The following is a 26,165-nucleotide window of genomic DNA, read 5'->3' on the forward strand; positions in this document are numbered from 1 at the left end:
CCGCTCGCATAGGCCGCGGCCGCGCGCAAGAGGCCGGCGAGCGCGCCGGGCGCCGCCGCGTCGAAGCGCGCGAAGGCCCCGCCCGTCAGGCGCGCGATCTCGCGAAAGGCGCGCTCGGCGCCCGGATCGCCGCCCTCCTGGAAGACGAAGCCCTTGATGCCCATGAGCCCGAGCTCGCCGGCGCGGGCGCAGACCGCATCGATCTCGTCCTCGAACGCGTCCCCCACGTAGACGAAGGCGTCGACGCGACCGGCCTCGCCCTCCTTGCGGACGTGCCCCAGAGCGCGGGCGATCTGCGTCTGGCCGCCGCGCACCTCGATGCCGCTCATCAGCCCGGTGAGCGCCTTGGGCTCGCCCACCCAGCGCGAGGCGCGGCACTCGCCGAAGCCGCGGAAATACAGGAGCTGCACGTCGAGCCCGCCGATCTGCGAGGCCGTCTCGAACATCTGCGCCTGCAGGCCGCAGGCGAGGTCCCAGGTCGGCTGGCGGCTCATCGTGGCGTCGAGCGCGAAGACGAGCCGCCCGCGGCCCTCCCGCGGCGGCGCCGGCGCGAGGGCGCGGGCCTCGTCGAGGAAGGCGTCGATCCCGCCCGGTCGCGCGGCGGCGCCGGGGCGCGTCTCGCCGCGCCCGGTCACGGCTCCGCCATTCTTCGAGTCGCCGCCGCTCATCGCGTCCCTCCCGTCGAGCCGTCCTCGAGCTCGTCCACACCCATGATTTGGCGAGCGCGGCCGCCGATGCAATCGCGGCCGTGGCCGAGGCCTGCCGCCGCGGTCCGCCCCACGCGCCCGCCGTGCCGGGTGCGACGATTTCGAGCACCAAGCGAAACGGCGACGTCCCGAATGTGGACAGCATCCCATGCTCTCACCATACTCGCATCCACGCCCATGCCAGCCGTGAGGAATCGCTTGACGAGACGCCTCCTGACCGCCGCCGTTCTCGCGCTCGGCCTCTGCGCACCCCTCGCGCCGCAGGCCCAGACCTCCGACGGCAGCGCCGCCGACGCCGGCGCGTGGCGCCACGCCGCTACCCTCATCGGGGAGCCGAAATACGAGCCCGGCTTCGCGCATTTCGACTACGTGAACCCCGATGCGCCCAAGGGGGGCCTCGTGCGGCTCGCCGCCATGGGGACCTTCGACAACTTCAACTACATGCTGGCCGGCGTGCGGGGCAATCTCGGGGCGGGCCTCGGGCTCGTCTACGAGACCCTGATGACGCCCTCGATGGACGAGCCGCTGACCGATTACGGCCTGATCGCCGAGGCGATGCGCTTTCCGGAGGACTACTCGAGCGTCACCTTCCGGCTCGACCCGGACGCGCGCTGGCACGACGGTGTGCCGATCACTGTCGAGGACGTGATCTGGTCCTTCGAGACGCTGAAGGCGTCTAACCCGATGATGAAGAGCTACTACGCCGACGTGGAGGCGGCGGAGGAGACCGCCGAGGGCGAGGTGACCTTCCGGTTCGCCGTCGAAGGCAACAAGGAGCTGCCGAAGATCATGGGCCAGCTCCCGGTTCTGCCCGAGCACTGGTGGACCGACCCGTCGCGGTCCGCCGACCGCACGAGCCTGGAGCCGCCGCTCGGCTCGGGACCCTACCGGCTCGCGGACTACAGCCCCGGGCGCAGCATCACCTACGAGCGCGTGCCGGACGCCTGGGCCGTCGATCACCCGACGAACGTTGGAAAATACAACTTCGACACGATTCGCTACGAGTATTTCCGCGACGAGACGGTGATGCTCGAGGCGTTCAAGGGCGACGCCTACGACTTCCGCACCGAGGTCTCCGCGCGCGACTGGGCGCAGGGCTACGGCTTCCCGGCCCGCGAGCGCGGCGCCGTCGCGCTCGAGACCTTCCCGATGCTCGCGTCCGGCCGCATGCAGGCGTTCGTGCCGAACCTGCGCCAGGAGCGCTTCCAGGACGAGCGGGTGCGCCGGGCGCTGAACTACGCCTTCGATTTCGAGGACATCAACCGCACGATCTTCTTCGGCGCCTACGAGCGCATCGACTCGTTCTTCGAGGGCACCGATCTGGCGTCCTCCGGACTGCCGGAGGGCCGCGAGCTCGAGATCCTGGAGGAGTACCGCGGCCGCATCCCCGACGCCGTCTTCACCGAAACCTGGACCAACCCCACGAGCGGCGACGCCCAGGCGCGGCGCGACAACCTGCGTGAGGCCGACCGCCTGCTGCGCGAGGCCGGCTGGGTCGTCGAGGGCGGCCGGCGCGTGAATGCCGAAACGGGCGAGCTTCTCGAAATCGAGCTCCTCCTCGACCTGCCCTCGCACGAGCGCTACGCGCTCCCCTACGCCCAGGCGCTCGAGCGGCTCGGCATCCGGCTCGCCGTTCGCATCGTCGACAGCGCGCAGTACGAGAACCGCCTGCGCGCCTTCGACTTCGACATCGTCACGCACCTGTGGCCGCAATCGCTCTCGCCCGGCAACGAGCAGCGTGACATGTGGGGCTCGCGCGCGGCGGACCTCGCGGGCTCGGACAACGTCGCCGGGATCCGGAACCCGGTCGTCGACGAGCTGATCGAGCGCCTCGTGCGCGCCGGCACCCGCGAGGAGCTCGTGGCGACGACGAAGGCGCTCGACCGGGTCCTGCTGCACAACGACTACGTCATTCCGCACTGGTATCTCGGGGAGCAGCGCACGGCGCGCTGGAATCGCTTCTCGCACCCCGAGACGATGCCGCGCTACGCGGGCGCGGCCTTCCCAACGGTGTGGTGGTACGACGCCGAGAAGGCGCGCGAGACGGGGGCTGCACGATGAGGAACGGCGTTGCGGGCCGCGGGATCACCCGCCGCGGCTTCTTCCAGGGTGTCGCGGCGGTCGGCGGGGCGCTCGCGCTTCCAGGTGGCGCGCTGGCGGACTTCGAGGCGGTGAGCTCCGTCGGGCAGGTCGACGAGGACTTCGTCGAGCGCCACGGCATGTCGCTGTTCGGCGATCTCGCCCTGCCTCCCGACTTCACTCACTTTCCCTACGTGAATCCTGAGGCGCCGAAGGGCGGCGTGGCGTCGACGCTGGTCTCGACCCGGGTGTTCAACCAGGGCGAGAACACGTTCGACACGTTCAACATCTTCGTCGATCGGGGCATCGGCGCCTACGGCGTCGAATCGACCTTCGACAGCCTGATGACCGGATCGGGCGACGAGCCGACCTCGGTCTATGGCCTTCTGGCCGAGACCGTCTCGCGCTCGCGCGACGGGCTCGCCTTCCGCTTCCGCCTGCGGCCGCAGGCGCGCTTCCACGACGGCACGCCGCTGACGGCGCAGGACGTCGCCTTCTCGATCACGACGTTGAAGGAGCAGGGCCACAACGTGCTGCGCCTCGTCCTCGCCGAGGTGGAGAGCGTCGAGGCGCTGGAGGAGCGCCTCGTCGAGGTGCGCTTCGCGCCCGGGCGCTCGCGCAACATACCCTTCACCGTGGCCGGACTGCCGGTCCTTCCGCGCGCCTGGTTCGAGGGGCGCGACTTCCAGGCCTCGACCCTGGAGCCCATCCTCGGCTCGGGCCCCTATCGCATCGGCGACTTCCGTCAGGGCAGCTTCGTAACGATCGAGCGCGTGCCCGACTACTGGGCCGCGGACCTGCCGGTCAACCGCGGCGTGAACAATTTCGACCGCGTGACCTACCGCTACTACCGCGACCGCGACGTGGCCTTCCAGGGCTTCAGCGCCGGGGAATACACGTTCCGCACCGAGGCGACCTCACGCATCTGGGCGAACGCGTACGACTTCCCGGCCGTGCGCGAGGGGCGGGTGATCAAGGAGGAGGTCGCGCACGAGCGGCCCGGCGGCGTGCAGACCCTGAACTTCAACCTCAGGCGCGCGAAGTTCGCCGACACGAGGGTCCGCGAGGCCCTGATGCTCGCGTTCGACTTCGAGTCGATCAACCGGGACATAATGTATTCCTCCTACGAGCGGCAGGACTCGTACTTCAAGAACAGCCCCTCCGAGGCGAAGGGCCCACCCACGCCCGAGGAGCTCGCCCTGCTCGAGCCCTGGCGCGACTCGCTGCCGCCGGAGGTCTTCGGCGAGGCGGTCGTTCCGCCGATGTCCGACGGCTCGGGCCGCGATCGCGAGCAGCTGCGCCGGGCCGGCGCGCTCCTCGCGGACGCCGGCTGCACGCGGCGCGGGACGGAGCTCCTTCTGCCGACGGGCGAGCCGTTCACGATCGAGTTCATGGTGAGCACCTCGGCCTTCGAGCCGCACTTCCAGCGTTACGTCTCCACGCTGCGCCTGCTCGGGATCGCGGGATCGATCGTTCTTCCCGAAGCCGCGCAGTACCAGCGCCGGCTGCTCGACTTCGACTTCGAGGCCGTGATCTCGGCCTTCACCGGCGGCCTCTATCCGAGCGAGAGCCTCCTCTCGCTCTACGGCTCGCAGGCGGCCGACACGCCGGGGAGCCGCAACTACGCGGGTATCGCCCATCCGGCGATCGATGCGCTCATCGCGATCGGGGCGCGGGCTCAGACGCGGGAGGACGCCAGCGCGGCGGGCCGCGCCATCGATCGCATCCTGCGGGCCGGGCGCTACAGCATGCCGATGTGGTACAATTCGAACGACTGGGTCGCCTACTGGGACGAGTTCTCGCGCCCGGAGCGCCGCCCGCGCTACGCCCAGGCCGGCTTCGGCACCTGGTGGTACGATCCGGAAAGGGCGGCGCGGGCGAACCGGCGGCGCGGATGACGGCGGACCGGCGCGGCCGGCCTGCGTGACCCAACACCCGCGCCGTGGCGCGACCCTGCCAGTGAACGGACCAGATGCTCGCCTACATCCTGAGACGCCTGCTCCTGATGATCCCGACCCTGTTCGGGATCATGCTCATCTCCTTCGTCATCATCCAGTTCGCCCCCGGCGGCCCGGTCGAGCGCATCATCGCGCAGATCCAGGGCACCGACGTCGGCGCCACCGCGCGCTTCTCGGGCGGCGGCGGCGACACGATGGGCGGCGGCGGGGGAGGGGACGCCACCTCCACCTACCGCGGCGCGCAGGGTCTCGACCCGCAGTTCATCGCCGAGCTCGAGGCGCAGTTCGGCTTCGACAAGCCTGCGCACGAGCGCTTCGGGCTGATGATCTGGAACTACATCCGCTTCGACTTCGGCGAGAGCTACTTCCGCGACGTGACGGTGGTCGACCTCATCGTCGAGAAGCTCCCCGTCTCGATCACGCTCGGGCTGTGGATGACGATCCTGTCCTACGCCATCTCGATCCCGCTGGGGATCAAGAAGGCGGTGCGGGACGGCACGCCCTTCGACTGGTGGACCTCGGCGATCGTCATCGTCGGCTACGCCATCCCCGGCTTCCTGTTCGCGATCCTGCTCATCGTGCTCTTCGCCGGCGGCTCGTTCTGGCAGATATTCCCGCTGCGCGGGCTCACCTCCGACAATTGGGACGAGCTTTCGCTCGTGGGCAAGGCGCTCGACTACCTCTGGCACATCGCCCTGCCGATCACGGCCATGGCGCTCGGCGCCTTCGCCACCGCGACGCTGCTCACCAAGAACTCGTTCCTCGACGAGATCCGCAAGCAATACGTCATGACGGCGCGGATGAAGGGCCTGTCGGAGCGGCAGGTTCTGTACGGCCACGTCTTCCGCAACGCCATGCTGATCGTCATCGCCGGCTTCCCCGGCGCCTTCATCGGCGCCTTCTTCGCCGGCTCGCTCCTGATCGAGACGATCTTCTCGCTCGACGGGCTCGGCCTCCTCTCCTTCGAGGCGATCGTCAACCGGGACTACCCCGTCGTGTTCGCGACGCTCTACATCTTCTCGCTCCTGGGCCTCGTGGTGAACCTGATCTCGGACCTCACCTACGTCTGGATCGACCCGCGTATCGACTTCGAGACGCGGGAGGTCTGAGATGAACGTCAGCGTCGATCTCAGGAAGCCCCTCGAAGGCGAGCGCCTGGCCCCGCCGGTGGCCAACAGGGGCCTGCTCAACCTCACGCCGATCAACCGCCGGCGCCTGCAGAACTTCAAGGCGAACAAGCGCGGGCTCTGGTCGTTCTGGATCTTCATGGTCCTGTTCGTCGTGACGCTGTTCGCGGAGTTCATCGCCAACGACAAGCCGATCCTCGCCATGTACAAGGGCGAGCTGCTCTATCCGGTCCTCGTCGATTATCCGGAGGAGAAGTTCGGTGGCTTCCTCGCGGTCGCGGACTACCGCGACCCGTTCATCGCCGAGGAAATCGAGGCGAACGGCTGGATGCTCTGGCCGCCGATCCGCTTCCACTACTCGACGCACAACCTCAACCTCCCGGTGCCGGCGCCGGCCCCGCCGACCTGGATGCTCGACGACGCGCAATGCGCCCAGGCGGTGGCGCGCATCGACGTCGACCAGTGCTCCGACCTCGAGACGAACTGGCTCGGCACCGACGACCAGGGCCGCGACGTGCTGGCGCGGCTGATCTACGGCTTTCGCATCTCGGTCCTGTTCGGGCTGATCCTCGCCGTCGCCTCCTCGCTCATCGGCGTCGTCGCCGGCGCGGTGCAGGGCTATTTCGGCGGCTGGGTGGACCTGATCTTCCAGCGCGTGATCGAGATCTGGACGGCGATCCCCTCGCTCTACCTGCTCATCATCATCGCGTCCGTGATCACGCCGACCTTCTGGGTGCTGCTCTTCATCCTGCTCCTGTTCTCGTGGGTGTCGCTGGTGGGCGTCGTGCGCGCCGAGTTCCTGCGCGCGCGCAATTTCGAGTACGTCCGCGCCGCGCGCGCGCTCGGCGTGTCCGACGCCAGGATCATGTGGAAGCACGTCCTGCCCAATGCCATGGTGGCGACGCTCACCTTCCTGCCCTTCATCCTCAACGGCTCGATCACGACGCTCACCTCCCTCGACTTCCTCGGCTTCGGGCTGCCGCCGGGCTCGCCCTCGCTGGGCGAGTTGCTCGCCCAGGGCAAGGCGAACCTGCAGGCGCCGTGGCTCGGCCTCACGGGCTTCTTCGTCATAGCGCTGATGCTCTCGCTCCTCATCTTCGTCGGCGAGGCGGTCCGCGACGCCTTCGACCCGAGGAAGACGTTCACGTGAGGGTGGGGTATGATGAGCCAGAGGAGGACCTGGCGGTGAACAAGGTCGTGAAGCACCACATCCCGGTGGGAGATCTGCCGGAGCACCTGCGGGAGGGGCTCGACCCGAGGGCGTTCGCGACGGTGGAGGTGACCGTCGAGGCCGATGCGAAGGCCGTCGACGACGAGGCGCCGATGACGCTGGACGAGATATTCGCCTTTCGGCAGAATAACTTCTCTTCGCTCGAAGAGATCGACGCGTACGTGCGGTCCATCAGGGAAGAGTGGTCGCATCGTGAGCGGTGATGTCGTGCGGGTCTACGTCGACACGAATGCGTTCGTGGTCGCTTTCGAAACCACGGGCGACGATTCCGATGCGATGAAGCTGCTCCTGAACGCCGCCCTGCAGGGCCGGATTTCGCTGTTCACGAGCGACTTGACGCTCGCCGAGGTCCTGGTCGTGCCGGAGCGAACCGGAAACGTGACACTCACGCGCGCCTACAAGCAGGCTCTGATTTGGTCGCGCGCCATCGAGCTCGTCGCAGTGACGCGCGAGATTCTGATCGAAACTGCACAGTATCGGGCCCGTGCCGGCCAGGCGACGGTCGATAATGCCGACCGGCGCAATTTCCTTCCGGACTCGATCCACGCCGTTACGGCGATAAGAAGTGGTTGTTCCGCGTTCCTCGCGAGCGACAGGCGCATACGCCTTCCGAGCGGAATGACTCGTGTGCCACCGTTGGCGCCAGCCATCAAAGAACTGCTGAAACAAGCATGACCACCACCCCCCTCCTCTCCGTGCGCGACCTCTCCGTCGCCTTCACGCAAGCCGGGCGCACCACGCTCGCCGTCGATCGCGTGTCCTTCGACATCGCCAAGGGCGAGACGGTGGCGCTCGTCGGCGAATCCGGGTCCGGCAAGTCGGTGACGGCGCTGTCCATCCTCAAGCTCCTGCAATACCCCACCGCCTCGCATCCCTCGGGCGAGATCCACTTCAAGGGGCGCGATCTGCTGGCGGCCTCCGAGATGGACATCATGAAGGTGCGCGGCGCGGACATCACCATGGTGTTCCAGGAGCCGATGACCTCGCTCAACCCGCTGCACGTGATCTCGCGGCAGATCGGCGAGATCCTGCGGCTCCACCGGCAGATGTCCGAGAAGGACGCCCGTGCTCGGACGCTGGAGCTGCTCGAGCGCGTCGGCATCCGCGAGGCAGCCTCGCGGCTCGACGCCTACCCGCACCAGCTCTCCGGCGGCCAGCGCCAGCGCGTTATGATCGCGATGGCGCTCGCCAACGACCCCGATCTCCTCATCGCCGACGAGCCGACGACGGCGCTCGACGTCACCGTGCAGGCGCAGATCCTGACGCTGCTCGCCGAATTGAAGCGTGATCTGGGCATGGCGATGCTGTTCATCACCCACGATCTCGGGATCGTGCGCAAGGTGGCGGACCGGGTCTGCGTCATGCTGCAGGGCAGGATCGTCGAGCACGGACCGGTGGCCGCGGTGTTCGACGACCCGCAGCACGAATACACCCGCCGCCTGCTGGCCGCCGAGCCGAGAGGGCGGCCGGACCCGGTGCCGGCCGACGCCGAGACGCTGGTCGAGGCGGGGCCGATCAAGGTGCATTTCCCGATCAAGCGCGGCTTCCTCGGCCGCGCGGTCGGGTACGTCAAGGCGGTCGACGGGGTGAGCGTGCGGGTGCGCGCCGGCGAGACGGTGGGCGTGGTCGGCGAATCCGGCTCCGGCAAGACCACGCTCGGGCTCGCCATGCTGCGCCTGATCTCGTCGGAGGGCCCCGTCGTCTTCCTCGGCGACCGGCTCGACGGGCTCAAGTCGAGCCGCGTGCGGCCGTATCGCAAGGACATGCAGATCGTCTTCCAGGACCCCTACGGCTCGCTCTCGCCCCGCCTCTCGGTGGCGCAGATCGTCGAGGAGGGGCTCCTCGTCATGAACAGCCGGCTGTCGCTCGGCGCGCGCCGCGAGATCGTCGCCCGCGCGCTCCTCGACGTCGGTCTCGACCCGCAGGCGATGGACCGCTACCCGCACGAGTTCTCCGGCGGCCAGCGCCAGCGCATCGCCATCGCCCGCGCCATGGCGCTCGAGCCGCGATTCGTGGTGCTGGACGAGCCGACCTCGGCGCTCGACATGTCGGTGCAATCTCAGATCGTCGACCTGCTGCGCGACCTGCAGAAGAAGCGCAAGCTCGCCTACATGTTCATCTCGCACGATCTCAAGGTGGTGCGCGCGCTCGCCAACCACGTGCTCGTCATGCAGAACGGCGTCGTCGTGGAGGAGGGGCCGGCGGACCGGATCTTCGAGGCGCCGGAGACCGACTACACCCGCGCCCTCTTCGCCGCCGCCTTCGCGCTGGAGGCGCGGCCGGACGCCGTGCGGGAGTGAGGGAGGGCGTGGGCGTCCCTCACCGCCCCACGAGCTGGAACCACCCGTCCTCGTCCATCACCTGCAAGCCGAGCTCCTGCGCCTTCTTCAGCTTAGAGCCCGCGCCCGGTCCGGCGACGACGATGTCGGTCTTGGCGGAGACGGAGCCGGCCACCTTGGCGCCGAGGCGCTCGGCCATGGCCTTGGCCTCGTCGCGGGTCATCTGCTCGAGCGTGCCGGTGAAGACGACGGTCTTCCCGACGACGGGGCTGTCGGCCGCGGCGATCACCTCCGCGGGGCGGGGCGTCACCTGGGCGAGCAGGGCGTTGAGCATCTCTTCATTGTGCGCCTCGCGGAAGAACTCCACCAGCGCGTCCGCCACGACCGCGCCGATGCCGTCGATGTCGATGAACTCCTGGTAGGCATTCGCGTCCGCGCCCGCCGCCCGCCTCGCGGTGTCGCGCAGGGCCTCGAACGTGTGGAAATGGCGCGCCAGCAGCTTGCCGCCGGTCTCGCCCACGTGGGGGATGCCGAGCGCGAAGACGAAGCGGGCGAGCTCCGGCGCGCGGCGCGCGTCGATGGCGGAGAAGAGGTTTCGCACGCTCGTCGCCCCCCAGCCCTCGCGCGCCTCCAGCCGGTCGAGCCGCTCGGCGTTGCGCGCCTCGAGCGTGAAGATCTCATGGGGCGCCCGCACGAGGCCGGCCGCGTAGAGCTCCTCGATCCGCTCGCCTCCCAGCCCCTCGATGTCCATCGCGGTGCGCGAGACGAAGTGCTTCAGGCGCTCCACCGCCTGCGCCGGGCAGATCAGCCCGCCGGTGCAGCGGCGCACCGCGTCCTCGCGGCCGGTGCGCGGGTTGACCTCGCGCACGGCGTGGCTGCCGCAGGCGGGGCAGGTCGTGGGGAAGACGTAGGGCTGCGACCCCTCCGGCCGCTTCTCGATGACGACGTCGACCACCTTCGGGATCACGTCGCCGGCGCGGTAGACCTTCACCGTGTCGCCGACGCGGATGTCGCGCCCCTCACGGATCGGCTCGCCGTTGCCGCCGATGCCCTTTATGTAGTCCTCGTTGTGCAAAGTCGCGTTCGAGACCACGACGCCGCCCACCGTCACGGGCCGCAGCTTCGCGAGCGGGTTGAGCGAGCCGGTGCGCCCGACGTTTATCTCGATCGCCTCGACGACCGTGAAGGCCTCCTGCGGCGGGAACTTGTGGGCCAGCGCCCAGCGCGGGGCGCGGGAGACGAAGCCGAGACGCTCCTGGAGCGCGAGGTCGTCGACCTTGTAGACGACGCCGTCGATGTCGTAGCCGAGGTTCGGCCGCTCCTCCTGGATGCGGCGATAGTGCGCCAGCATCTCCTCCGGCGTGGCGCAGCGCGCCATCAGCGGGTTGGTGCGAAAGCCCCATTGCTCGAAGCGCCGCACCGCCTCGTACTGCGTCGGCGCCGGCGGGGGCATGGCGCCCCAGGCATAGGCGAAGAACTTCAGCGGCCGCTCCGCGGTGATGCGCGAATCGAGCTGCCGCAGCGAGCCCGCAGCCGCGTTGCGCGGATTGGCGAAGAGCGGCTTCCCGGCGGCGGCCTGGCGCTCGTTGATGGCGGCGAAGTCGGCGTGGGAGAGGTAGACCTCCCCGCGCACCTCGATCGCCCCGCGCTCGGGGATCTCGGCGGGGATGTCGTCGACCGTGCGGGCGTTGGAGGTGACGTCCTCGCCCTCCGTCCCGTCGCCGCGGGTCGCGGCGGTGACGAGCGTCCCGTCCTCGTAGCGCAGCGACAGGGAGAGGCCGTCGATCTTCGGCTCGGCGGTGAAGACGGGCGTCTCGGCCAGGTTGAGGAAGCGCTTCACCCGCCCGACGAACTCGCCCACCTCGGCGTCGTCGAAGGCGTTGTCGAGCGAGAGCATCGGCACGCGGTGGCGCACCTTTGCGAATTTCTCCGCGGGTTTGGCGCCCACCGCGGTCGAGGCCTCGGCGGTGCCGACCAGCTCCGGGAAGCGCTGCTCGATCTCCCCGAGCCGCCGGCGCAGGGCGTCGTATTCCGCGTCCGAGACGGTGGGCGCGTCCTCCTGGTGATAGCGCAGGTCGTGCCCGGCGATTTCCTCGGCGAGCCGCACGTGCTCCTTCTTCGCCTGGCGCGCGGTGAGGGCGGAGGGGGCGAGGTCGGCGTAGGAGGTGGGGGAGCGGGCCATGGGGGAGACTCGGGCGGGCGGATCGGCGCGCCCGTTCTAGCGCGGCACGGGATCGACGGAAATGCTCATGCGCTCGCCGCGCTCCCGCCCCATCGGGGCGGGGACGATCCGCGAAGCGGATCAGGGGCGGGGTTCCGCGGCTCGCCGCATGTCGTTCTCCGCTGTCGCCGAACGCGCCTTCGGCGCCCCCCTCCGTCTCGTCGCCTTCGGCGCCGATCCACCTCACCCGGTGGGGGAGGAGCACCCCCCACCGTCAAGCCCCCCTCAGCACCCCCTCCGCCGTCTCCACCGGCATCAGCATCGTCTCCGCGTCCCCGTCGTCGAGGCGTACGAAGCCGAACGCGGCGTAGAAGGCGCGGGCGCGGTCTTCCACGGCGCGGGCGAGAACGGCGCGGATGCCGAGGTCGGCGCCCGTCGCGACGACGCGCTGGAGCGCGTTCATCAGCAGATCCGCGCCGAGACCGCGGCCCTGCCAGGCCGAATCGACGGCGAGCCTGCGCAGGATCGCGACGGGGATCGGTGCGTCGCGGGGTTCCTCCCGACGGTGCGGCGCACCACGGCCCACGCGATCGGGGGCGACGACGAGCCCCGCCGCGAGGCAGAAGAAGCCCGCCACTCGCCGCTCGGCGCAGACCGCGTAGGTGCGCGCGCCGCGCGCGTCCCGCCGCAGCGCGCGGCGGCGGATCCAGCCGTCGAGCACGGGATCGCCGCAGGCGAAGGCGCCGACGTCGCAGTCCGTGGTCAGCCGCCCGGGCGCCGAGAGCCGCGCTGCGAGCAGCCCGTCGGAGACGGTCTTGTGCATCTCACGCCTCCCAGGTGGGGCGCCGGCGCATCAGCGCCTTGAGGCGCGGGTGGGCCGCGGGCGGCGTGTCGAGCGCCTCGAGGAACCCGGCGTGCCGGGCCTCGTCGAGGGAGAACAGCCGCTCGTCCAGCAGCACGTCGACGGCGCGGGCGCGGGCGCTCTCCAGGATGAACTCCGAGCGCGTCTTGCCGAGCGACGAGGCTGCCTGGTCGATCAGGTCGCGGGTGCGCGCGGGCGCACGCACGTGGATCGTCGTCTCGCGGCGCACGCCCTCCGCCCGCGTCGCCCGTTTCGGGTCGTCCCGTTTGGGATCGTCCATGGCAGCCTCTTCCGGCGCGCGGGGAACGTCCCCATGTGTCGCGTCCAATTGACACAGCTTGCGTAAACTCCGCCCGCTCGTCAACACGTCTCATGCCTGGAAAAAGGCGGGTGTCAGGTCTCGGCGAGGAAGGGCAGCAGCGCCGCCACGAGTGCCTCGGGCGCCTCTTCCTGCAGGAGGTGGCCGCAGGGCAGGGCGCCGCCGCGGACGTCGCCGGCGCGCTCGCGCCAGGTGGCGAGGACGTCGTAGAGCGCGCCGACGGTTCCCTTCGCGCCCCACAGCGCCAGGAGCGGGGCCGCGACGTGCCGGCCGGCGGCATCGTCCGCGCGGTCGTGGTCGAGGTCGATCGTCGCCGCCGCACGGTAGTCCTCGCAGATGGCGTGGATGCCGGCGGGGTCGTCGTAGCAGCGCAGGTAGGCGGCGACGAGCCGCTCCTCGGGCACGCCGGGCGTGCGGCTCTGGCCCGCGAGGTGGTGGCGCAGGTAGAATTCCGGGTCGGCCCCGATCATCCGCTCCGGCAGCGGATGCGGCTGGATCAGGAAGAACCACCAGAAGTACCGCGTCGCGAAGGCTCGGTCCGTCCGATCGTACATCGTCAGCGTCGGCGCGATGTCGAGGACGGCGAGGCGCGAGACCGCGTCCGGATGATCGAGCGCCATGCGGTGCGCCACCCGCCCGCCGCGGTCGTGGCCGACGACGGCGAAGCGCGCGTGGCCCAGCGCGTGCATGACGGCGAGCTGGTCGCGCGCCATCGTCCGCTTGGCGTAGGGGGCATGATCGGGAGCGGACGGCGGCTTGGCGCTGTCGCCGTAGCCGCGGAGGTCGCTCGCGACGACCGTGAAGCGCTCGGCCAGCGCCGGGGCCACACGATACCAGGTGGCGGAGGTCTGGGGGTGCCCGTGCAGCAGCAGGACCGGCGGGCCCGACCCGGCGCTGCGGACGTTGATGACGACGCCGGGCTCGGTCTCGATGCGGTGCGTGGCGAAGCCTGGGAGGAGATCGTCGGTCATCCGCGCCTCGGGCGCCGTTCGCACGTCGTTGCCGTGACCTTTAGGAACACTCGCGCGGAGGCGTCGCGGGCTCGAAGGGAGAGGGGCATCGGGTTGGGATCGGTTGCGGAAAAGGTGGCAAACATATCGCAGCGACGATCTCAGGACCAGGAGCTACCGAACCGCTATCTGCGGCGAGCCCTCATCAGGTCGATCCGCGACACTGGCAGCGCCGTCATGGATTATGCTTTTCATAGGTAGTCTGCGCCACACCGATGGTATATCAAGATGTTCCCGGCTACACGCGTTGGGCTTGCCTCCGGTGCGACAGAGCTATCTGGACGGATGATATGCCGAGGAGAACAGAAGCTTTCAGCAGTCCCAAGATCTTGCTCGAACGGGCAAGGAGCTTAATTCGGGATCTTGAAGCTCTGCTGAGACGTCATTTTGATCAGAGTGCTTTTGAAAATATCGTAGAAATAGGTGATCTTGGACAACAGATTCATAAATTGAAACTGATTAGGGGAGTTCCTGACGAAGCGAAAACAGTTTTGAAGGATTGCATCAGCAATCTTCGTGATGCGTTGGATCACGCAGTATACGCATCTGCAGTTGCCTTGGGGAGAAAAGATCCAGAGGATACAGCGTTCCCATTTGCTGCTACACACGCGGATTTGCTCGGCAAGTTAAGATCTAAAAAATTCAAAGATATTCCTGACGTGATACAGCAGATAATTATAGAACTCAAACCCTACGTCGGCGGTAATGATTTGCTCGTTGGTTTGAATCGAATTAGGAATCCCAGTACTCATATGTCCTTATTGAGACCTTTGATCGATGTGCCGGGAATAAATATGAATATAAAAAAGCTTAGTGCCAACCCTCCGTCAACTTTTGGTTATACTGAGTGGGATTGCGTTAGAAATGAAATAATATTGATGGAAATTGGTATGGGTAGCATAGCAGAGTATGAAGTTTCGGCGCCCGTAAATATCGTATTCACAGATACAAAATCATTCAATGGAGAACCGATCATCGAGAAAATTTTGGAGGTGGCCAACGAGGTCGAGCGTGTAATTGCAATGATTGAGTTTCAGACTCGCGTGCAATTAAGACTCTTATCCTCCTCACCTTGAGCGGAGAGACCAAGCGACAACGACGTGCCCCATTTCGTGCGCCGCTAGCGACCGATCTACCAAGGCCCGAGCGCACGCCACTTCCCTTCGGAGTTTCGCATCTTCCACGGCGATCCTCCGCGTAATGCGCACTTCCCAATCTGTCTGTGAGCCTGTCTGCGAGATGATCTGAGCATCCGCGCGAAACCGTTGGAGTGTAATGGTCGGAGTGGCAGGATTCGAACCTGCGACCCCCTCGTCCCGAACGAGGTGCGCTACCAGGCTGCGCTACACTCCGGTCCCCTGGTGAGGACGGGGGTATAGCGGGCGGGATCGCCGGGCGCAAGCGTTGTTTCGAGCGTCTCGGACGATTTCCGCGGGGCGGCGTCGCCGCACCGAAAGCCGTTGCCTCGCACGCGCGCGCGCACTATGGTCCGCGACCGCCGCGGGTCCGACCCGCCGGATTGGGGCGTCGCCAAGTGGTAAGGCAGCGGTTTTTGGTACCGCCATTCGCAGGTTCGAATCCTGCCGCCCCAGCCACGCGCCTGCGCCGGGCTCCGCGCGAGCCGTGACGCTCAGCCGGCGTTCCGAAGCGCTCCCGCGAGGCGCCGTCGGCGCCCGCCTCGGAACCGCGCCCACGCTCCCCGGTTTGCCGCTCGCGGGCGCCCGTCGGAGGCGTCCTGGACCGGGAGGGTCGCATGCGACGTCACTGGATTGCGACGGCTGCCGTGGGCGGCGTCGCGCTCGGCTTCGGGATGGTTCAGGCCGCCCTCGCGCCGGCGCTGTCCGCGCAGGGCCGCGACTGGGAGCGCGACGTTCCGTGGATCGACGCCGGCTCGGTGCTCGAGAGCCTGCCGCCGGAGGTCACCGACCTCGGGCGCACTCCGCCCAACGATCTTCCCGGCGAGAGCACGGACGAGCTCCAGCAGCTGATCGACGAGGCGCACGACGACGCGGACCCGCGCGAGGCCGCTCCGGGGAACCGGCGCCGGCCGCCGCCGCGCCCCGCCGACTGAGCGTCAGTCCCCGGCGGGGGAGCGCCCCGCCTCGATGCCGCCGATCGGATCGCGGACATGGCCGAGAAGCCCGTCCGGATCGGGCCAGGCCTCGACCTCGACGCGCACGGACCGCTCGACCGAGTAGGCCTCGCCGGCGCTCTGCGAGAGCAGGCCGGCGAGGATACCCCAGGCGAGAAGCCCGATCACGACGACGACGCCGCAGGATGCGAGGAAGGCTCTCATCGAGCGGTCTCCTGTTCCGCAGGCTCGGCGCGCGGCGGCGTCTCGGGCTCGGCCGAGGCTGCGCGGCCGCGCTCCAGCCGCTCGATCCAGAGCGGGTGGTGGGTGCGCGCCCATTGCCGGTCCACGTCGCCCCTCCACATGGCGTCGAAGGAGCCGCTGACGCCGACCGAGCCGAGATAGGCGTGGCCGATGATGGTCGCGATCATCAGGGCGGCGACGATCGTATGCCCGCCGTGCAGGACCTGCATCCAGCCCATGCCGATCGTCGAGATCGGCAGCATCAGGAGGATGCCGGAGACGCCCAGGGCGAGCCCGCCGAGTATCGAGATCCAGAAGATCAGCTTCTGCCCGGCATTGAACTTCTCCGCCGGCACGTGCCGCCCCGAGGGAAGCCCGCCGGCCCGGCGCAGCCACTCCCGGTCGACCCGATTGAACAGGTTGTCCTGCACCCACAGCCCCGCCATCGCCATGATGCCGAGGAGGAAGGCGAAGCCGACCTGGTTGTGGACGAGGAGCGCGCCCTGCGACAGCGCGCCGAAGGCGGCGTCTCCCGCCCAGGGCTGGATCAGCTGCCGGCCGAAGACGAGGTTGAGGCCCGTGAGCGCGAGGAGCACGAAGGAGATCGCCGTCGTCCAGTGCACGACGCGATCGAGGAAGCGGAAGCGCGGCACGCGCCGGCCCTGTGGGTCGCGGTCGTAGCCCTGGGAGCCCCGCCAGACGAAGAGGCCGAGCACCGCCGCAACGGCGAGCACGATGAGGATGCCGTGGATCCACTTCGTCCAGTAGGTGCGGAAGTCCCGCCAGACGCGGTTGTCGGGGGCGGTGACGAAGCCCAGCGCGGGGTTCTGATAGGAGGTGAAGCCCTCGAGCCGCTCCTCGGGCATCTCGCGGTCGCTGAGCGTGCGCAGGAGGGTGTCGAGGTCGCCCGTGGGCGCGCGCTCCGGATTGAGGTAGACGCCGCGCTCGGCGGGGAAGGCCTCCGGCTGCGGCTCGCCCTCCTGCGCCGCGCCGAGGACGGGCGCGAGGAGGAGAGCGGCGAGGAGGAGCACGCCCGCGAGGCGGGCGAGGAGCCCGTGCGCCGCGGACGGGGATGGCGAGCGCGTCGTGCGTCTCATGGCGTCCTCGTCGACTCGGTGGCCATCGTCGTCGGCCATTCGCCGCTGCCCTCCGAGAGCACCGTCGGGCTGTCCTGGTAGGCGGTGGCCCAGCCCCAGGCGGCCGAGCCGTAGCCGCGGCGCAGGACGCGCTCGCGGTAGATCTCGGCGATGATCGCGCCGTCTCCGGCGAGCAGCGCCTTGGTCGAGCAGACCTCCGCACAGATCGGCAGCTTGCCCTCGGCGAGCCGGTTGCGGCCGTAGACTGCGAAGCTGTCGATCTCGTTCGTGCCGTCCTGCGGCCCGCCGGCGCAGTAGGTGCACTTGTCCATCTTGCCGCGCGAGCCGAAGGCCGTGGTCTTGGGGTATTGCGGCGCGCCGAAGGGGCAGGCGTAGAAGCAGTAGCCGCAGCCGATGCAGACCTCCTTCGAGTGCAGCACGATGCCGTCGTAGGTCTGCAGGAAGCAGTCGACCGGGCAGACGCTGGCGCAGGGCGCATCCGTGCAGTGCATGCACGCCATCGAGATCGAGGCCTCGCCGGGACGGCCGTCGTTCAGCGTCACGACGCGCCGGCGGGTCATGCCCCAAGGCACCTCGTGCTCGTTCTTGCACACCGAGACGCAGGCATTGCACTCGATGCAGCGTTCCGCGTCGCAGATGAACTTCATGCGGGCCATAAGCGCGCCTCCTCAGGCCGGGACGATGCGGGCGAGCGTCACCTTCGTCTCCTGCATGGCGGTGACGGGGTCGTAGCCGTAGGTGGTGACGGTGTTGACGCTCTCGCCGAGGACATACGGGTCGGTGCCGGTGGGGTACTGCCCCCGCAGGTCGTCGCCCATGTAGATCCCGCCGAAGTGGAAGGGCATGAACAGCACGCCCTCCGAGACGCGCTCGGTGACCATGGCGCGGGCGATGACGCGCGCGCTGTTCTCCGGCCCGTGCATCCAGACCATGCGGCCGTTCTCGATGCCGAGCCGGGTCGCGTCCGCCGGGTTGATCTCGATGAAGGCCTCCTGCTGGAGCTCGGCGAGCCACTTGTTGGAGCGCGTCTCCTCGCCGCCGCCCTCGTACTCGACGAGCCGGCCGGAGGTCAGGATGAACGGGAAGTCGCGCGCGATGCCGAGCTCGGCGGCGCGCATCTGGACCGTCAGGTTGATCGTCGGCAAGCGGAAGTCGATCCGGTCCGGCAGCGTCGGGTACTGCGCCAGCAGGTCCGGACGGGGCGTGTAGATCGGCTCGTGGTGCATCGGCACCGGGTCCGGCAGGTTCCAGGCGAGCGCCCGAGCCTTGGAATTGCCGTAGGGCGAGCAGCCGTGGGCGATGGCGACCCGCTGGATGCCGCCCGAGAGGTCGGTCGTCCAGGACACTTCCTCGACCTTGTCGCCGCCGATGCGCTCGATCACCGCGCGCTCGGTCTCGGTCAGCTCACCGTCCCAGCCGAGCCGCTGGAGCACCGCCATGGTGAACTCGGGATAGCCGTCATCGAGGTCGGAGCCAGGCGTCGAGACGCCGTCGGCCAGCAGGGACACGCCCTCGCGCTCGACGCCGAAGCGGGCGCGGAAGCCGCCGCCACCCTGCGCCACCGGGACGCTGAGGTCGTAGAGGATCGGCGTGCCGGGATGCTTCTGCTCGGGCGGCCCCCAGCAGGGCCAGGGCAGGCCGTAGACCTCGCCGGCGACCGGTCCCTCGCTCGCCCGCAGGGTCTCGGGGTCGAACAGGTGCTGGTACTCCATGTGCTGCTTCAGCCGCTCCGGCGACTGGCCGGTGTAGCCGATCGACCAGGTGCCGCGGTTTATCTCGCGCAGGATGTCCTCGATCGAGGGGATGCCACCTTCCTCGATGGCGATGTGCTTGAACATCTCGTCGGCGAAGCCGAGCTTCGTCGCGAGGCGATACATCGTCTCGTGGTCGCCCTTCGACTCGAAGATCGGCGGGATGACCTCGTCGGCCCATTGCAGCGAGCGGTTCGACGCCGTGCGCGTGCCGCGGATCTCGAACTGGGTCGCCGCCGGCAGGAGATAGGTGTTCTCCTGGCGCGAGCCGAGCACGGCGAACGTCGTCGGATGCGGGTCGCAGACGACGAGGAGGTCGAGGTTGTCGATGCCCTCCACTGCCTCCGGCATGCGCACGACGGTGTTGCCGCCGTGGCCGAAGACCATCATGCCGCGCACCTTGCCGGGCTGCTGCACGTCCTCCGCGGGGTAGTTCACCGCGTCGAACCAGCGGGTCGAGGGGATGCCCTTGGTCTCCATCAGCTCCTTGGAATGGAAGCGCGAGACCATCCAGTCGTAGTCGACGTCCCAGACGCGACACCAGTGGCGCCAGGAGCTCTCCTGCAGGCCGTAGTAGGCCGGGAGCGTGGTCACGTCGAGGCCGAGGTCGGTGGCGCCCTGGACGTTGGAATGGCCGCGGAAGATGTTCGCGCCCCCACCCGAGACGCCGATGTTGCCGAGCGCCAGCTGGAGGATGGTGTAGGCGCGCACGTTGGCGGTGCCCACCGTCTTCTGGGTGGCGCCCATGCACCAGATCAGCGTCGAGGGCTTCTCGTGGCTCATCAGCCAGGCGATGTGGCGCAATTGCTCGCCGGGCACCCCCGACACGCGCTCGACCTCGTCGGGCGTCCAGCGGGCGACCTCGGCGCGGACCTCGTCCATGCCGTAGACGCGGGTGCGGATGTATTCCTCGTCCTCCCAGCCGTTCTCGAAGATGTGCCAGAGCACGCCCCAGATCACGGGGATGTCGGTGCCCGGGCGCAGGCGCACGTAGTCGGTGGCGTGGGCGGCGGTGCGGGTGAAGCGCGGGTCGACGACGATCATCCGCGCCCGGTTGCGCTCCTTGCCGAGCAGGATGTGCTGCATCGAGATCGGATGGGCCTCGGCCGGGTTGCCGCCCATGATCATGATGCACCTGGAGTTCGTGATGTCGTTGAAGGAGTTCGTCATCGCGCCGTAGCCGACGGAGTTGGCGACGCCGGCGACGGTGGTCGAGTGGCAGATGCGGGCCTGATGGTCGACGGAGTTCGTGCCCCAGAAGGCTGCGAGCTTGCGGAAGAGGTAGGCGTTCTCGTTGGAGAACTTGGCCGAGCCGAGCCAGAACACGCTGTCGGGCCCGCTCTCGTCGCGCAGCGCCAGGAGCTTGTCGCCGATCTCCTCGATCGCCTGCTCCCAGGAGACCCGCACCCATCGCCCGCCGGTGCGCTTCAACGGGTACTTGATGCGCCGGTCTCCGTGGCCGATCTCGCGCACGGACGCGCCTTTGGCGCAGTGGGTGCCGAGGTTGATCGGGCTCTCGAAGGCCGGCTCCTGGCCGACCCAGACGCCGTTCTGTACCTCCGCGCGGACCGTGCAGCCGACCGAGCAATGCGTGCAGATCGACTTGCGGATCTCGATCGGCGGCCCGCCGGGGATCTCGGTCGCCGCCTGCGAGGGGCGGATCAGGCCCTCCCTCGGCAGCGCGGCGAGGGCGCCGATCCCGGCCGCGGAAAGGCCCGACGCCTTGAGGAAGTCGCGGCGGTCGAGCGCCCGGCGCTCGGTCCCGGGGATCGGCGCGGCGGTGCGGCCGTTCGCGTGGCGGGCGTGACGATCGCGCTTGCGCATCAGCATGACGGCCGCCCTCCTCAGCGCGCGTTGGTGCGGTAGTAGGTCAGCACGTGCTCGGTCTCGCGGTAGCGCGGCTCGCGCTGCTCCGCGCGCGCGTTCAGCGCCTGCGCCGCCTCGGCACCGCCCAGGAGAGGGGCCGCCGCGGCCGCCGGCGCGAGGGCCAGGCCCTTGAGGAGATCGCGGCGCTTCGGCTGCAAGCCCGCCGCCTGTTCGTCGATCGCACCCTGCCCAGCCATGGCCGCATCCTCCCCGCGCGTGTGCGGAGCCAATGGCCGGGCCGCCGCGGGGTTCCACTTGGTTGACGCTGCGGCGCACGAAGCCGCGAGAGGCGGCGCGAGCAGGAGGCCGCTCGTCCGGTCGGCGGAGAAACCAGCGGAAACGGAGCCGTTTTCGCCCTCCGTAGCAACCCCCATCCGGGTCCAGCCGGAGCTACAGGCGCGTTACGCACGCTATTGTGCCGCATCGTCATCCAGAGCCGTGCCGAGGGCCGCGCCGGGCTTGCGCCCGCGACGGCGACGCGAGGGAGCACATGACCGGCGAGTGGACACTCGGATACGACGGCTTCGACCCCGGCGCCGAGGGACTGCGCGAGGTGCTGTGCGCGCTCGGCAACGGCTACCTCGTCTCCCGCGCGGCCGCGGCCGACGCCCGCGCGGACGACGTGCACTATCCGGGCACCTACCTCGCCGGCGGATACGACCGGCTGACGACCCGGGTCGGCGATCGGGACATCGAGAACGAGGACCTCGTCAACCTGCCGAGCTGGCTGCCGCTGCACCTGCGCGCCGAGGACGGGCCCTGGCTCCACGCGGGGGACTACGAGCGGCTCGACTACGCGCAGGAGCTCTCGCTGAAGGACGGCGTGCTGCGGCGCGGTTTCCGGCTGCGCGACGCGGCGGGGCGGATCACCCGCTGGGAGGAGGAGCGGCTCGTCTCGATGCACGATCCGCACGTGTGCGCGCTGGCGCTGACGCTGACGCCGGAGAACTGGTCGGGGCGGCTCGGCCTGCGCGCGGGCGTCGACGGCGGGGTCACCAACCGGGGCGTGACGCGCTACCGCGCGCTCGACGGTCGCCACCTCGCCCCGCCGGAGACGACCTGCGGCGAGGACGGCATCGTCGCGCTGCGCACGCGCTTCGTGCAGGCGCGCCGCGAGGTGGCGCTGGCCCAGCGCCTCGCGGTCGAGACGCACGGCGCGCGGATCCTCTCGGACCGCCGGGAGGCGCTCGCCGAATCCGCCTGGCAGGAGCTCGAGATCGAAGCCGAGGCGGGTCGCTCCTTGCGCGTCGAGAAGATCGCCGCCTATTTCAGCTCGCACGATCACGCCGTCGCCGAGCCCCTGCACGAGGCCTGCCGGCGCGTCGCCATGGTCGCCTCCTTCGACGCCGCCCGGGCGGCGCACGCCCTCGCCTGGCGGCACCTGTGGGAGGAGGCGGACATCCGCGTCGAGAGCGCGCAGGACGGCGGTGCGCAGCTCAAGTTGAGGCTCCACGTCTTCCACCTGCTGCAGACGGCCTCGCCGCATTCCGTCGACCTGGACGTCGGCGTCCCGCCCCGCGGCTGGCACGGCGAGGCCTATCGCGGCCACATCATGTGGGACGAGCTGTTCATCTTCCCGTTCCTCACGCTGCGGCTGCCGGTGCTGACCCGGGCGCTGCTGCGCTACCGCTGGCGGCGCCTCGGCGAGGCGCGCCGCGCCGCGCGCGCCGAGGGGCTCGCCGGCGCGATGTTTCCCTGGATGAGCGGCTCGAACGGACGCGAGGAGACGCAGACCGTCCACCTGAACCCCCTGTCCGGCCGCTGGCTCCCGGACAATTCTTGGCGGCAGCGCCACATCGGCGCGGCCGTCGCCTACAATGTCTGGCAATACTACGAGGCGACCGACGATCGCGAGTTCCTGCGCGACTACGGCGCCGAGCTGTTCCTGGAGATCGTCCGCTTCTGGTCGAGCCTCGCCGAGCGGCGCGAGGACGGCCGCTTCTCCATTCGCGGCGTGATGGGCCCCGACGAGTTCCACGACGGCTATCCCGGCCGCGACGCCACCACCGCGGGCGGGCTCGACGACAACGCCTACACGAACTTCATGGTGGCCTGGCTGCTCACCCGCGCGAGCGACGTCCTCGACCTCCTGCCGGACGACAACCGCAGGCGCCTGTGCGAGACGCTCGCGATCTCGCCCGAGGAGATCGCCCGCTGGGACGCGATCTCGCGGGGCCTCGTCATCCCTTTCCACGACGGGGTGATCTCGCAGTTCGACGGCTACGGGGCGCTGAAGGAGTTCGACTGGGCCGGCTACCAGGCGCGCTGGCCGAGCCTGCAGCGGCTCGACCGCATCCTCGAGGCGGAGGGCGAGGACCCGAACGCCTACAAGGTCTCCAAGCAGGCCGACGTCCTGATGATCTTCTACCTGTTCAGCCGCGAGGAGATCCGCGAGATCCTCGACCGGCTGGGCTACGCCTTCTCCTCGGCGCAGATCCTCGGCACGATCGACTACTACCTCGCACGGGTCTCGCACGGCTCGACCCTGTCCTTCGTCACCCACGCCTGGGTGCTCGCCCGCTCCGACCGCAAGGCGTCATGGCGGCTCGCGCTCGAGGCGCTCGATTCGGACATCGCCGACGTCCAGGGCGGGACGACCAAGGAGGGCATCCATCTCGGCGCGATGGCGGGCACCGTCGACCTCGTCCAGCGTTGCTACACGGGGATCGGGATGCGGGCGAGCACGCTCGTGCTCGATCCGCGCCTGCCCGAGGAGGTGACGCGGCTCGAGACGACGGTGCGCTTCCGCCGCCAGATCCTCGACCTCGCCATCACGCAGGACACGCTCACGGTGTCGAGCCGCACGATGTCGGCGCCGCCCGTCTCGATCGCCTATCGCGGGCACGCCCGCGAGATCAGCCCGGGCCAGAGCTTCACCTTCGGGCTCGTCCGGGAGGGCCGGCCCGACGTCGCCGTGCCGGTCCGCGACGCGCAGCAGGCCCGCGCCGTCGAAGGACGGGGGCCGATCCCGACCACGAACACGCCACAGGGAGACCCCGGATGAGCAAGGACAAGGAACTGGTGCTGCCCCTCTCGGACCTGACGAGAGGCGAGGGCGCGCTCGTAGGCGGCAAGAATTCCTCGCTCGGCGAGATGATCGGCAATCTCGCCGCGCAGGGCATCCGGGTGCCGGGCGGCTTCGCCACTACCGCTGCCGCCTATTGGCGCTACGTCGAGGCCAACGGCCTCGGGTCGGTGATCACCGAGGCGATCGGCGGGCTGAAGAGCGATCTCTCGAACCTCCACGCCGTCGGCGAGCGGGTGCGCGGGCTGCTGCTCGAGGCCCACTTCCCCGACGACCTGCGCGACGCGATCCTCGCCGCCTATGCCGAGATGAGCACGGACGGCAGGAAGGCGAAGGTCGCGGTGCGCTCCTCGGCCACCGCCGAGGACCTGCCGGAGGCGAGCTTCGCCGGGCAGCTCGAGACCTTCCTCAACATCGAGGGCAACAACGCGCTCCTCGACGCCTGCCGGCGCTGCTACGCCTCGCTCTTCACCGACCGGGCGATCGCCTATCGCGAGAACCACGGCTTCGACCACATGAAGGTCGCGCTCTCGGTGGGCGTCCAGCGCATGGTGCGCTCCGACATCGCCTCTTCGGGCGTGATGTTCTCCATCGACACCGAGACCGGCTTCGACCGCTCCGTGCTGATCACCGGCGCCTGGGGGCTCGGCGAGACCGTGGTGCAGGGCATCGTCGAGCCCGACGAGTTCCAGGTCTTCAAGCCGCTCCTGGAGACGCCGGGGCTGACGCCGATCGTCGAGAAGGCGCGCGGCGCCAAGAGCCGCAAGATGGTGTTCTCCCCGCCCGGCGCGAAGTTCCCGACGCGCACCGTCGACACGTCCGAGGACGAGCGCCGGCGCTTCACGCTGGACGACGCGGAGGTGATGCAGCTCGCTCGCTGGGCGACCGCGATCGAGACGCACTACGGCCAGCCCATGGACATGGAATGGGCCAAGGACGGCGAGACGGGCGAGCTGTTCATCGTCCAGGCCCGGCCGGAGACCGTGCAGTCGCGCCGCGAGGCGGGGCAGCTCAAGTCGTATGCGCTGAAGAGCAAGGGGAAGCTCCTGGTCGAGGGCCTCGCGGTCGGCGACGCCATCGGCGCGGGCCGCGTCTGCAAGCTCGACACGCCCGAGGACATCGAGAAGTTCGAGCCCGGCGCCGTGCTCGTCACCACCATGACCGATCCCGACTGGGTGCCGATCATGAAGAAGGCCGCCGCCATCGTCACCGACCACGGCGGGCGCACGAGCCACGCGGCGATCGTCTCGCGCGAGCTGGGGCTTCCCGCCATCGTCGGCACCGAGATCGGCACGCGGGTGCTCGAGAACGGCATGGAGATCACGGTCTCCTGCGCGGAGGGCGACGAGGGCCGCGTCTACGCGGGCATCGCCGACTTCTCGGTGGAGGAGACCGACCTCTCCGAGATCCCCGCCACCAAGACGAAGGTGATGATCAACCTCGCCAACCCGTCCGCCGCCTTCCGCTGGTGGCGCCTGCCGACGGACGGCGTCGGGCTCGCGCGCATGGAGTTCATCGTCTCCAACCACATCAAGGTCCACCCGATGGCGCTCGTGCGCTACAACCGGGTGGAGGATGCGGCCGTGCGCCGGGAGATCGACGACCTCACCCGCGGCTACGCCTCGCGCGAGGAGTTCTTCGTCGACGTGCTCGCGCGCGGCGTCGCCCGCATCGCGGCGGCGCACTATCCCAAGCCCGTCGTGCTGCGCATGAGCGACTTCAAGACGAACGAGTACGCGGAGCTGCTGGGCGGCCGGGGGTTCGAGCCCAAGGAGGAGAACCCGATGATCGGCTGGCGCGGGGCGAGCCGCTACTACCATCCGGACTACCGCGAGGGCTTCGCCCTCGAGTGCCGGGCGGTGAAGCGGGCGCGCGACGAGATCGGCATGACGAACATCGTCATGATGATCCCCTTCTGCCGCACGCCCGAGGAGGCGGACAAGGTGCTCGACGAGATGGCGAAGAACGGCCTTCGCCGCGGCGAGAGCGGGCTCGAGGTCTACGTCATGGCCGAGCTGCCCTCTAACGTGCGCCTCGCCCACCGCTTCGCCGAGCGCTTCGACGGGTTCTCGATCGGCTCGAACGACCTCACCCAGCTCGTGCTCGGCGTCGACCGCGACTCCGACCGCCTCGCCTCGCTCTTCGACGAGCGCCACGAGGCCGTGAAGAGCTTCATCTCGGATCTGCTCGTCGCGGCCAAGAAGAGCGGCACCCACACCGGCATCTGCGGGCAGGCGCCGAGCGACCACCCGGATTTCGCACGCTTCCTCGTCGAGGAGGGGATCGACACGATCTCGGTGACGCCCGACACGTTCCTGAGGGTGAAGCGGGAGGTGGCGAAGGCGGAAGCCGACCTCGGACGCTGAGGCGACTCCGCCG

At 69.3% G+C, this 26,165-nt stretch carries 20 protein-coding genes, 2 tRNA genes and 1 pseudogene; 12 read left to right on the plus strand and 11 right to left on the minus strand.

Annotated elements, in window-relative coordinates; genetic code table 11:
* Window positions 1–668: VWA domain-containing protein (locus tag ACTZWW_RS09550; protein WP_444780719.1), on the minus strand; the 668-nt coding region annotated here is incomplete at its 3' end.
* Window positions 669–884: 216 nt separating this feature from the next.
* On the opposite strand from ACTZWW_RS09550, the gene ACTZWW_RS09555 reads away from it, so the two are divergent.
* From ACTZWW_RS09555 to ACTZWW_RS09585, 7 genes are all read left to right on the plus strand, one after another.
* Window positions 885–2,768 (plus strand): extracellular solute-binding protein, encoded by a 1,884-nt coding sequence (locus ACTZWW_RS09555; protein WP_444780720.1) that lies wholly within the window; start codon window positions 885–887, stop codon window positions 2,766–2,768.
* Entirely contained in the window at window positions 2,765–4,684 is a 1,920-nt protein-coding gene (locus ACTZWW_RS09560; protein ID WP_444780721.1) for an extracellular solute-binding protein, read from the plus strand. The genes ACTZWW_RS09555 and ACTZWW_RS09560 overlap by 4 nt, the downstream gene beginning before the upstream one ends.
* Before the next feature lie 74 nt (window positions 4,685–4,758).
* Entirely contained in the window at window positions 4,759–5,853 is a 1,095-nt protein-coding gene (locus ACTZWW_RS09565) for a microcin C ABC transporter permease YejB (RefSeq protein ID WP_444780722.1), read from the plus strand.
* A 1-nt stretch (window position 5,854) separates the two neighbouring features.
* Window positions 5,855–7,021: an ABC transporter permease gene (locus ACTZWW_RS09570; RefSeq protein WP_444780723.1), complete on the plus strand. Its 1,167-nt coding sequence runs from the start codon at window positions 5,855–5,857 to the stop codon at window positions 7,019–7,021.
* A gap of 35 nt (window positions 7,022–7,056) precedes the next feature.
* Window positions 7,057–7,305 (plus strand): hypothetical protein, encoded by a 249-nt coding sequence (locus ACTZWW_RS09575; protein ID WP_444780724.1) that lies wholly within the window; start codon window positions 7,057–7,059, stop codon window positions 7,303–7,305.
* Entirely contained in the window at window positions 7,295–7,777 is a 483-nt protein-coding gene (locus ACTZWW_RS09580; RefSeq protein ID WP_444780725.1) for a type II toxin-antitoxin system VapC family toxin, read from the plus strand. Before ACTZWW_RS09575 ends, ACTZWW_RS09580 begins: the two co-directional genes overlap by 11 nt.
* Complete coding sequence (locus tag ACTZWW_RS09585) at window positions 7,774–9,402, plus strand: ABC transporter ATP-binding protein (protein ID WP_444780726.1); 1,629 nt, start codon at window positions 7,774–7,776, stop codon at window positions 9,400–9,402. Before ACTZWW_RS09580 ends, ACTZWW_RS09585 begins: the two co-directional genes overlap by 4 nt.
* 19 nt (window positions 9,403–9,421) lie before the next feature.
* On the opposite strand, the gene ligA is transcribed toward ACTZWW_RS09585, so the two are convergent.
* The 4 genes from ligA to ACTZWW_RS09605 form a co-directional block, all read right to left on the minus strand.
* The gene (gene ligA / locus ACTZWW_RS09590) at window positions 9,422–11,563 is read right to left on the minus strand and encodes an NAD-dependent DNA ligase LigA (RefSeq protein WP_444780727.1); all 2,142 of its coding nucleotides are present in this window, start codon (window positions 11,561–11,563) and stop codon (window positions 9,422–9,424) included.
* Window positions 11,564–11,816: 253 nt separating this feature from the next.
* A complete protein-coding gene (locus ACTZWW_RS09595; RefSeq protein ID WP_444780728.1) occupies window positions 11,817–12,365 on the minus strand; it encodes a GNAT family N-acetyltransferase in 549 nt (182 codons plus the stop codon).
* A 1-nt stretch (window position 12,366) separates the two neighbouring features.
* Window positions 12,367–12,684 carry a type II toxin-antitoxin system TacA family antitoxin gene (locus ACTZWW_RS09600; RefSeq protein ID WP_444780729.1) on the minus strand — a complete coding sequence of 106 codons (318 nt, stop codon included), beginning with the start codon at window positions 12,682–12,684 and terminating at the stop codon, window positions 12,367–12,369.
* A gap of 113 nt (window positions 12,685–12,797) precedes the next feature.
* Window positions 12,798–13,694 carry an alpha/beta fold hydrolase gene (locus tag ACTZWW_RS09605; RefSeq protein ID WP_444780730.1) on the minus strand — a complete coding sequence of 299 codons (897 nt, stop codon included), beginning with the start codon at window positions 13,692–13,694 and terminating at the stop codon, window positions 12,798–12,800.
* Window positions 13,695–14,023: 329 nt separating this feature from the next.
* Between ACTZWW_RS09605 and ACTZWW_RS09610 the strand changes: the two genes are divergently transcribed.
* The gene (locus ACTZWW_RS09610; RefSeq protein ID WP_444780731.1) at window positions 14,024–14,809 is read left to right on the plus strand and encodes a hypothetical protein; all 786 of its coding nucleotides are present in this window, start codon (window positions 14,024–14,026) and stop codon (window positions 14,807–14,809) included.
* Between the two features lie 200 nt (window positions 14,810–15,009).
* Here ACTZWW_RS09610 and ACTZWW_RS09615 read toward each other — a convergent pair.
* Window positions 15,010–15,086, minus strand: a tRNA-Pro gene (locus ACTZWW_RS09615).
* Window positions 15,087–15,253: 167 nt separating this feature from the next.
* On the opposite strand from ACTZWW_RS09615, the gene ACTZWW_RS09620 reads away from it, so the two are divergent.
* Window positions 15,254–15,328, plus strand: a tRNA-Gln gene (locus ACTZWW_RS09620).
* A gap of 158 nt (window positions 15,329–15,486) precedes the next feature.
* Window positions 15,487–15,804, plus strand: a complete 318-nt coding sequence (locus tag ACTZWW_RS09625) for a hypothetical protein (protein ID WP_444780732.1) — start codon at window positions 15,487–15,489, stop codon at window positions 15,802–15,804.
* 3 nt (window positions 15,805–15,807) lie between these two features.
* Here ACTZWW_RS09625 and ACTZWW_RS09630 read toward each other — a convergent pair whose 3' ends face one another.
* The 5 genes and pseudogenes from ACTZWW_RS09630 to ACTZWW_RS09650 all read right to left on the minus strand — a co-directional run bounded on the left by ACTZWW_RS09630 (window position 15,808) and on the right by ACTZWW_RS09650 (window position 20,958).
* Entirely contained in the window at window positions 15,808–16,029 is a 222-nt protein-coding gene (locus ACTZWW_RS09630) for a hypothetical protein (RefSeq protein ID WP_444780733.1), read from the minus strand.
* Window positions 16,026–17,144 (minus strand): formate dehydrogenase subunit gamma, encoded by a 1,119-nt coding sequence (locus ACTZWW_RS09635; protein WP_444780734.1) that lies wholly within the window; start codon window positions 17,142–17,144, stop codon window positions 16,026–16,028. The genes ACTZWW_RS09630 and ACTZWW_RS09635 overlap by 4 nt, the downstream gene beginning before the upstream one ends.
* A gap of 62 nt (window positions 17,145–17,206) precedes the next feature.
* Window positions 17,207–17,800, minus strand: a pseudogene (gene fdh3B / locus ACTZWW_RS09640) (formate dehydrogenase FDH3 subunit beta); the annotation flags it as partial.
* 12 nt (window positions 17,801–17,812) lie between these two features.
* The gene (locus ACTZWW_RS09645) at window positions 17,813–20,725 is read right to left on the minus strand and encodes a formate dehydrogenase subunit alpha (protein WP_444780735.1); all 2,913 of its coding nucleotides are present in this window, start codon (window positions 20,723–20,725) and stop codon (window positions 17,813–17,815) included.
* 14 nt (window positions 20,726–20,739) lie between these two features.
* Window positions 20,740–20,958, minus strand: a complete 219-nt coding sequence (locus tag ACTZWW_RS09650; RefSeq protein ID WP_444780736.1) for a twin-arginine translocation signal domain-containing protein — start codon at window positions 20,956–20,958, stop codon at window positions 20,740–20,742.
* Window positions 20,959–21,251: 293 nt separating this feature from the next.
* Between ACTZWW_RS09650 and ACTZWW_RS09655 the strand changes: the two genes are divergently transcribed.
* Window positions 21,252–23,765, plus strand: coding sequence for a glycoside hydrolase family 65 protein (locus ACTZWW_RS09655; protein ID WP_444780737.1), 2,514 nt, complete (start codon window positions 21,252–21,254; stop codon window positions 23,763–23,765).
* A complete protein-coding gene (ppsA, locus tag ACTZWW_RS09660) occupies window positions 23,762–26,152 on the plus strand; it encodes a phosphoenolpyruvate synthase (RefSeq protein ID WP_444780738.1) in 2,391 nt (796 codons plus the stop codon). Before ACTZWW_RS09655 ends, ppsA begins: the two co-directional genes overlap by 4 nt.
* The last annotated feature ends 13 nt before the right edge of the window (window positions 26,153–26,165 follow it).

The organism is Salinarimonas sp. NSM (genome assembly GCF_052380005.1).
Classification (GTDB): Bacteria; Pseudomonadota; Alphaproteobacteria; order Rhizobiales; family Beijerinckiaceae; genus Salinarimonas.

Excerpts from the sequence above, each read along its gene's own strand:
- ACTZWW_RS09625 (WP_444780732.1), top strand. The coding sequence starts at position 15,487 with ATGCGACGTCACTGGATTGCGACGGCTGCCGTGGGCGGCGTCGCGCTC.
- ACTZWW_RS09555 (WP_444780720.1), top strand. The coding sequence starts at position 885 with ATGCCAGCCGTGAGGAATCGCTTGACGAGACGCCTCCTGACCGCCGCC.
- ACTZWW_RS09565 (WP_444780722.1), top strand. The coding sequence starts at position 4,759 with ATGCTCGCCTACATCCTGAGACGCCTGCTCCTGATGATCCCGACCCTG.
- ACTZWW_RS09630 (WP_444780733.1), bottom strand. The coding sequence starts at position 16,029 with ATGAGAGCCTTCCTCGCATCCTGCGGCGTCGTCGTCGTGATCGGGCTT.
- ACTZWW_RS09560 (WP_444780721.1), top strand. The coding sequence starts at position 2,765 with ATGAGGAACGGCGTTGCGGGCCGCGGGATCACCCGCCGCGGCTTCTTC.
- ACTZWW_RS09645 (WP_444780735.1), bottom strand. The coding sequence starts at position 20,725 with ATGCTGATGCGCAAGCGCGATCGTCACGCCCGCCACGCGAACGGCCGC.
- ACTZWW_RS09585 (WP_444780726.1), top strand. The coding sequence starts at position 7,774 with ATGACCACCACCCCCCTCCTCTCCGTGCGCGACCTCTCCGTCGCCTTC.
- ACTZWW_RS09595 (WP_444780728.1), bottom strand. The coding sequence starts at position 12,365 with ATGCACAAGACCGTCTCCGACGGGCTGCTCGCAGCGCGGCTCTCGGCG.
- ppsA (WP_444780738.1), top strand. The coding sequence starts at position 23,762 with ATGAGCAAGGACAAGGAACTGGTGCTGCCCCTCTCGGACCTGACGAGA.
- ACTZWW_RS09570 (WP_444780723.1), top strand. The coding sequence starts at position 5,855 with ATGAACGTCAGCGTCGATCTCAGGAAGCCCCTCGAAGGCGAGCGCCTG.
- ACTZWW_RS09650 (WP_444780736.1), bottom strand. The coding sequence starts at position 20,958 with ATGGCTGGGCAGGGTGCGATCGACGAACAGGCGGCGGGCTTGCAGCCG.
- ACTZWW_RS09635 (WP_444780734.1), bottom strand. The coding sequence starts at position 17,144 with ATGAGACGCACGACGCGCTCGCCATCCCCGTCCGCGGCGCACGGGCTC.
- ACTZWW_RS09610 (WP_444780731.1), top strand. The coding sequence starts at position 14,024 with ATGCCGAGGAGAACAGAAGCTTTCAGCAGTCCCAAGATCTTGCTCGAA.
- ACTZWW_RS09605 (WP_444780730.1), bottom strand. The coding sequence starts at position 13,694 with ATGACCGACGATCTCCTCCCAGGCTTCGCCACGCACCGCATCGAGACC.
- ligA (WP_444780727.1), bottom strand. The coding sequence starts at position 11,563 with ATGGCCCGCTCCCCCACCTCCTACGCCGACCTCGCCCCCTCCGCCCTC.
- ACTZWW_RS09655 (WP_444780737.1), top strand. The coding sequence starts at position 21,252 with ATGACCGGCGAGTGGACACTCGGATACGACGGCTTCGACCCCGGCGCC.
- ACTZWW_RS09600 (WP_444780729.1), bottom strand. The coding sequence starts at position 12,684 with ATGGACGATCCCAAACGGGACGACCCGAAACGGGCGACGCGGGCGGAG.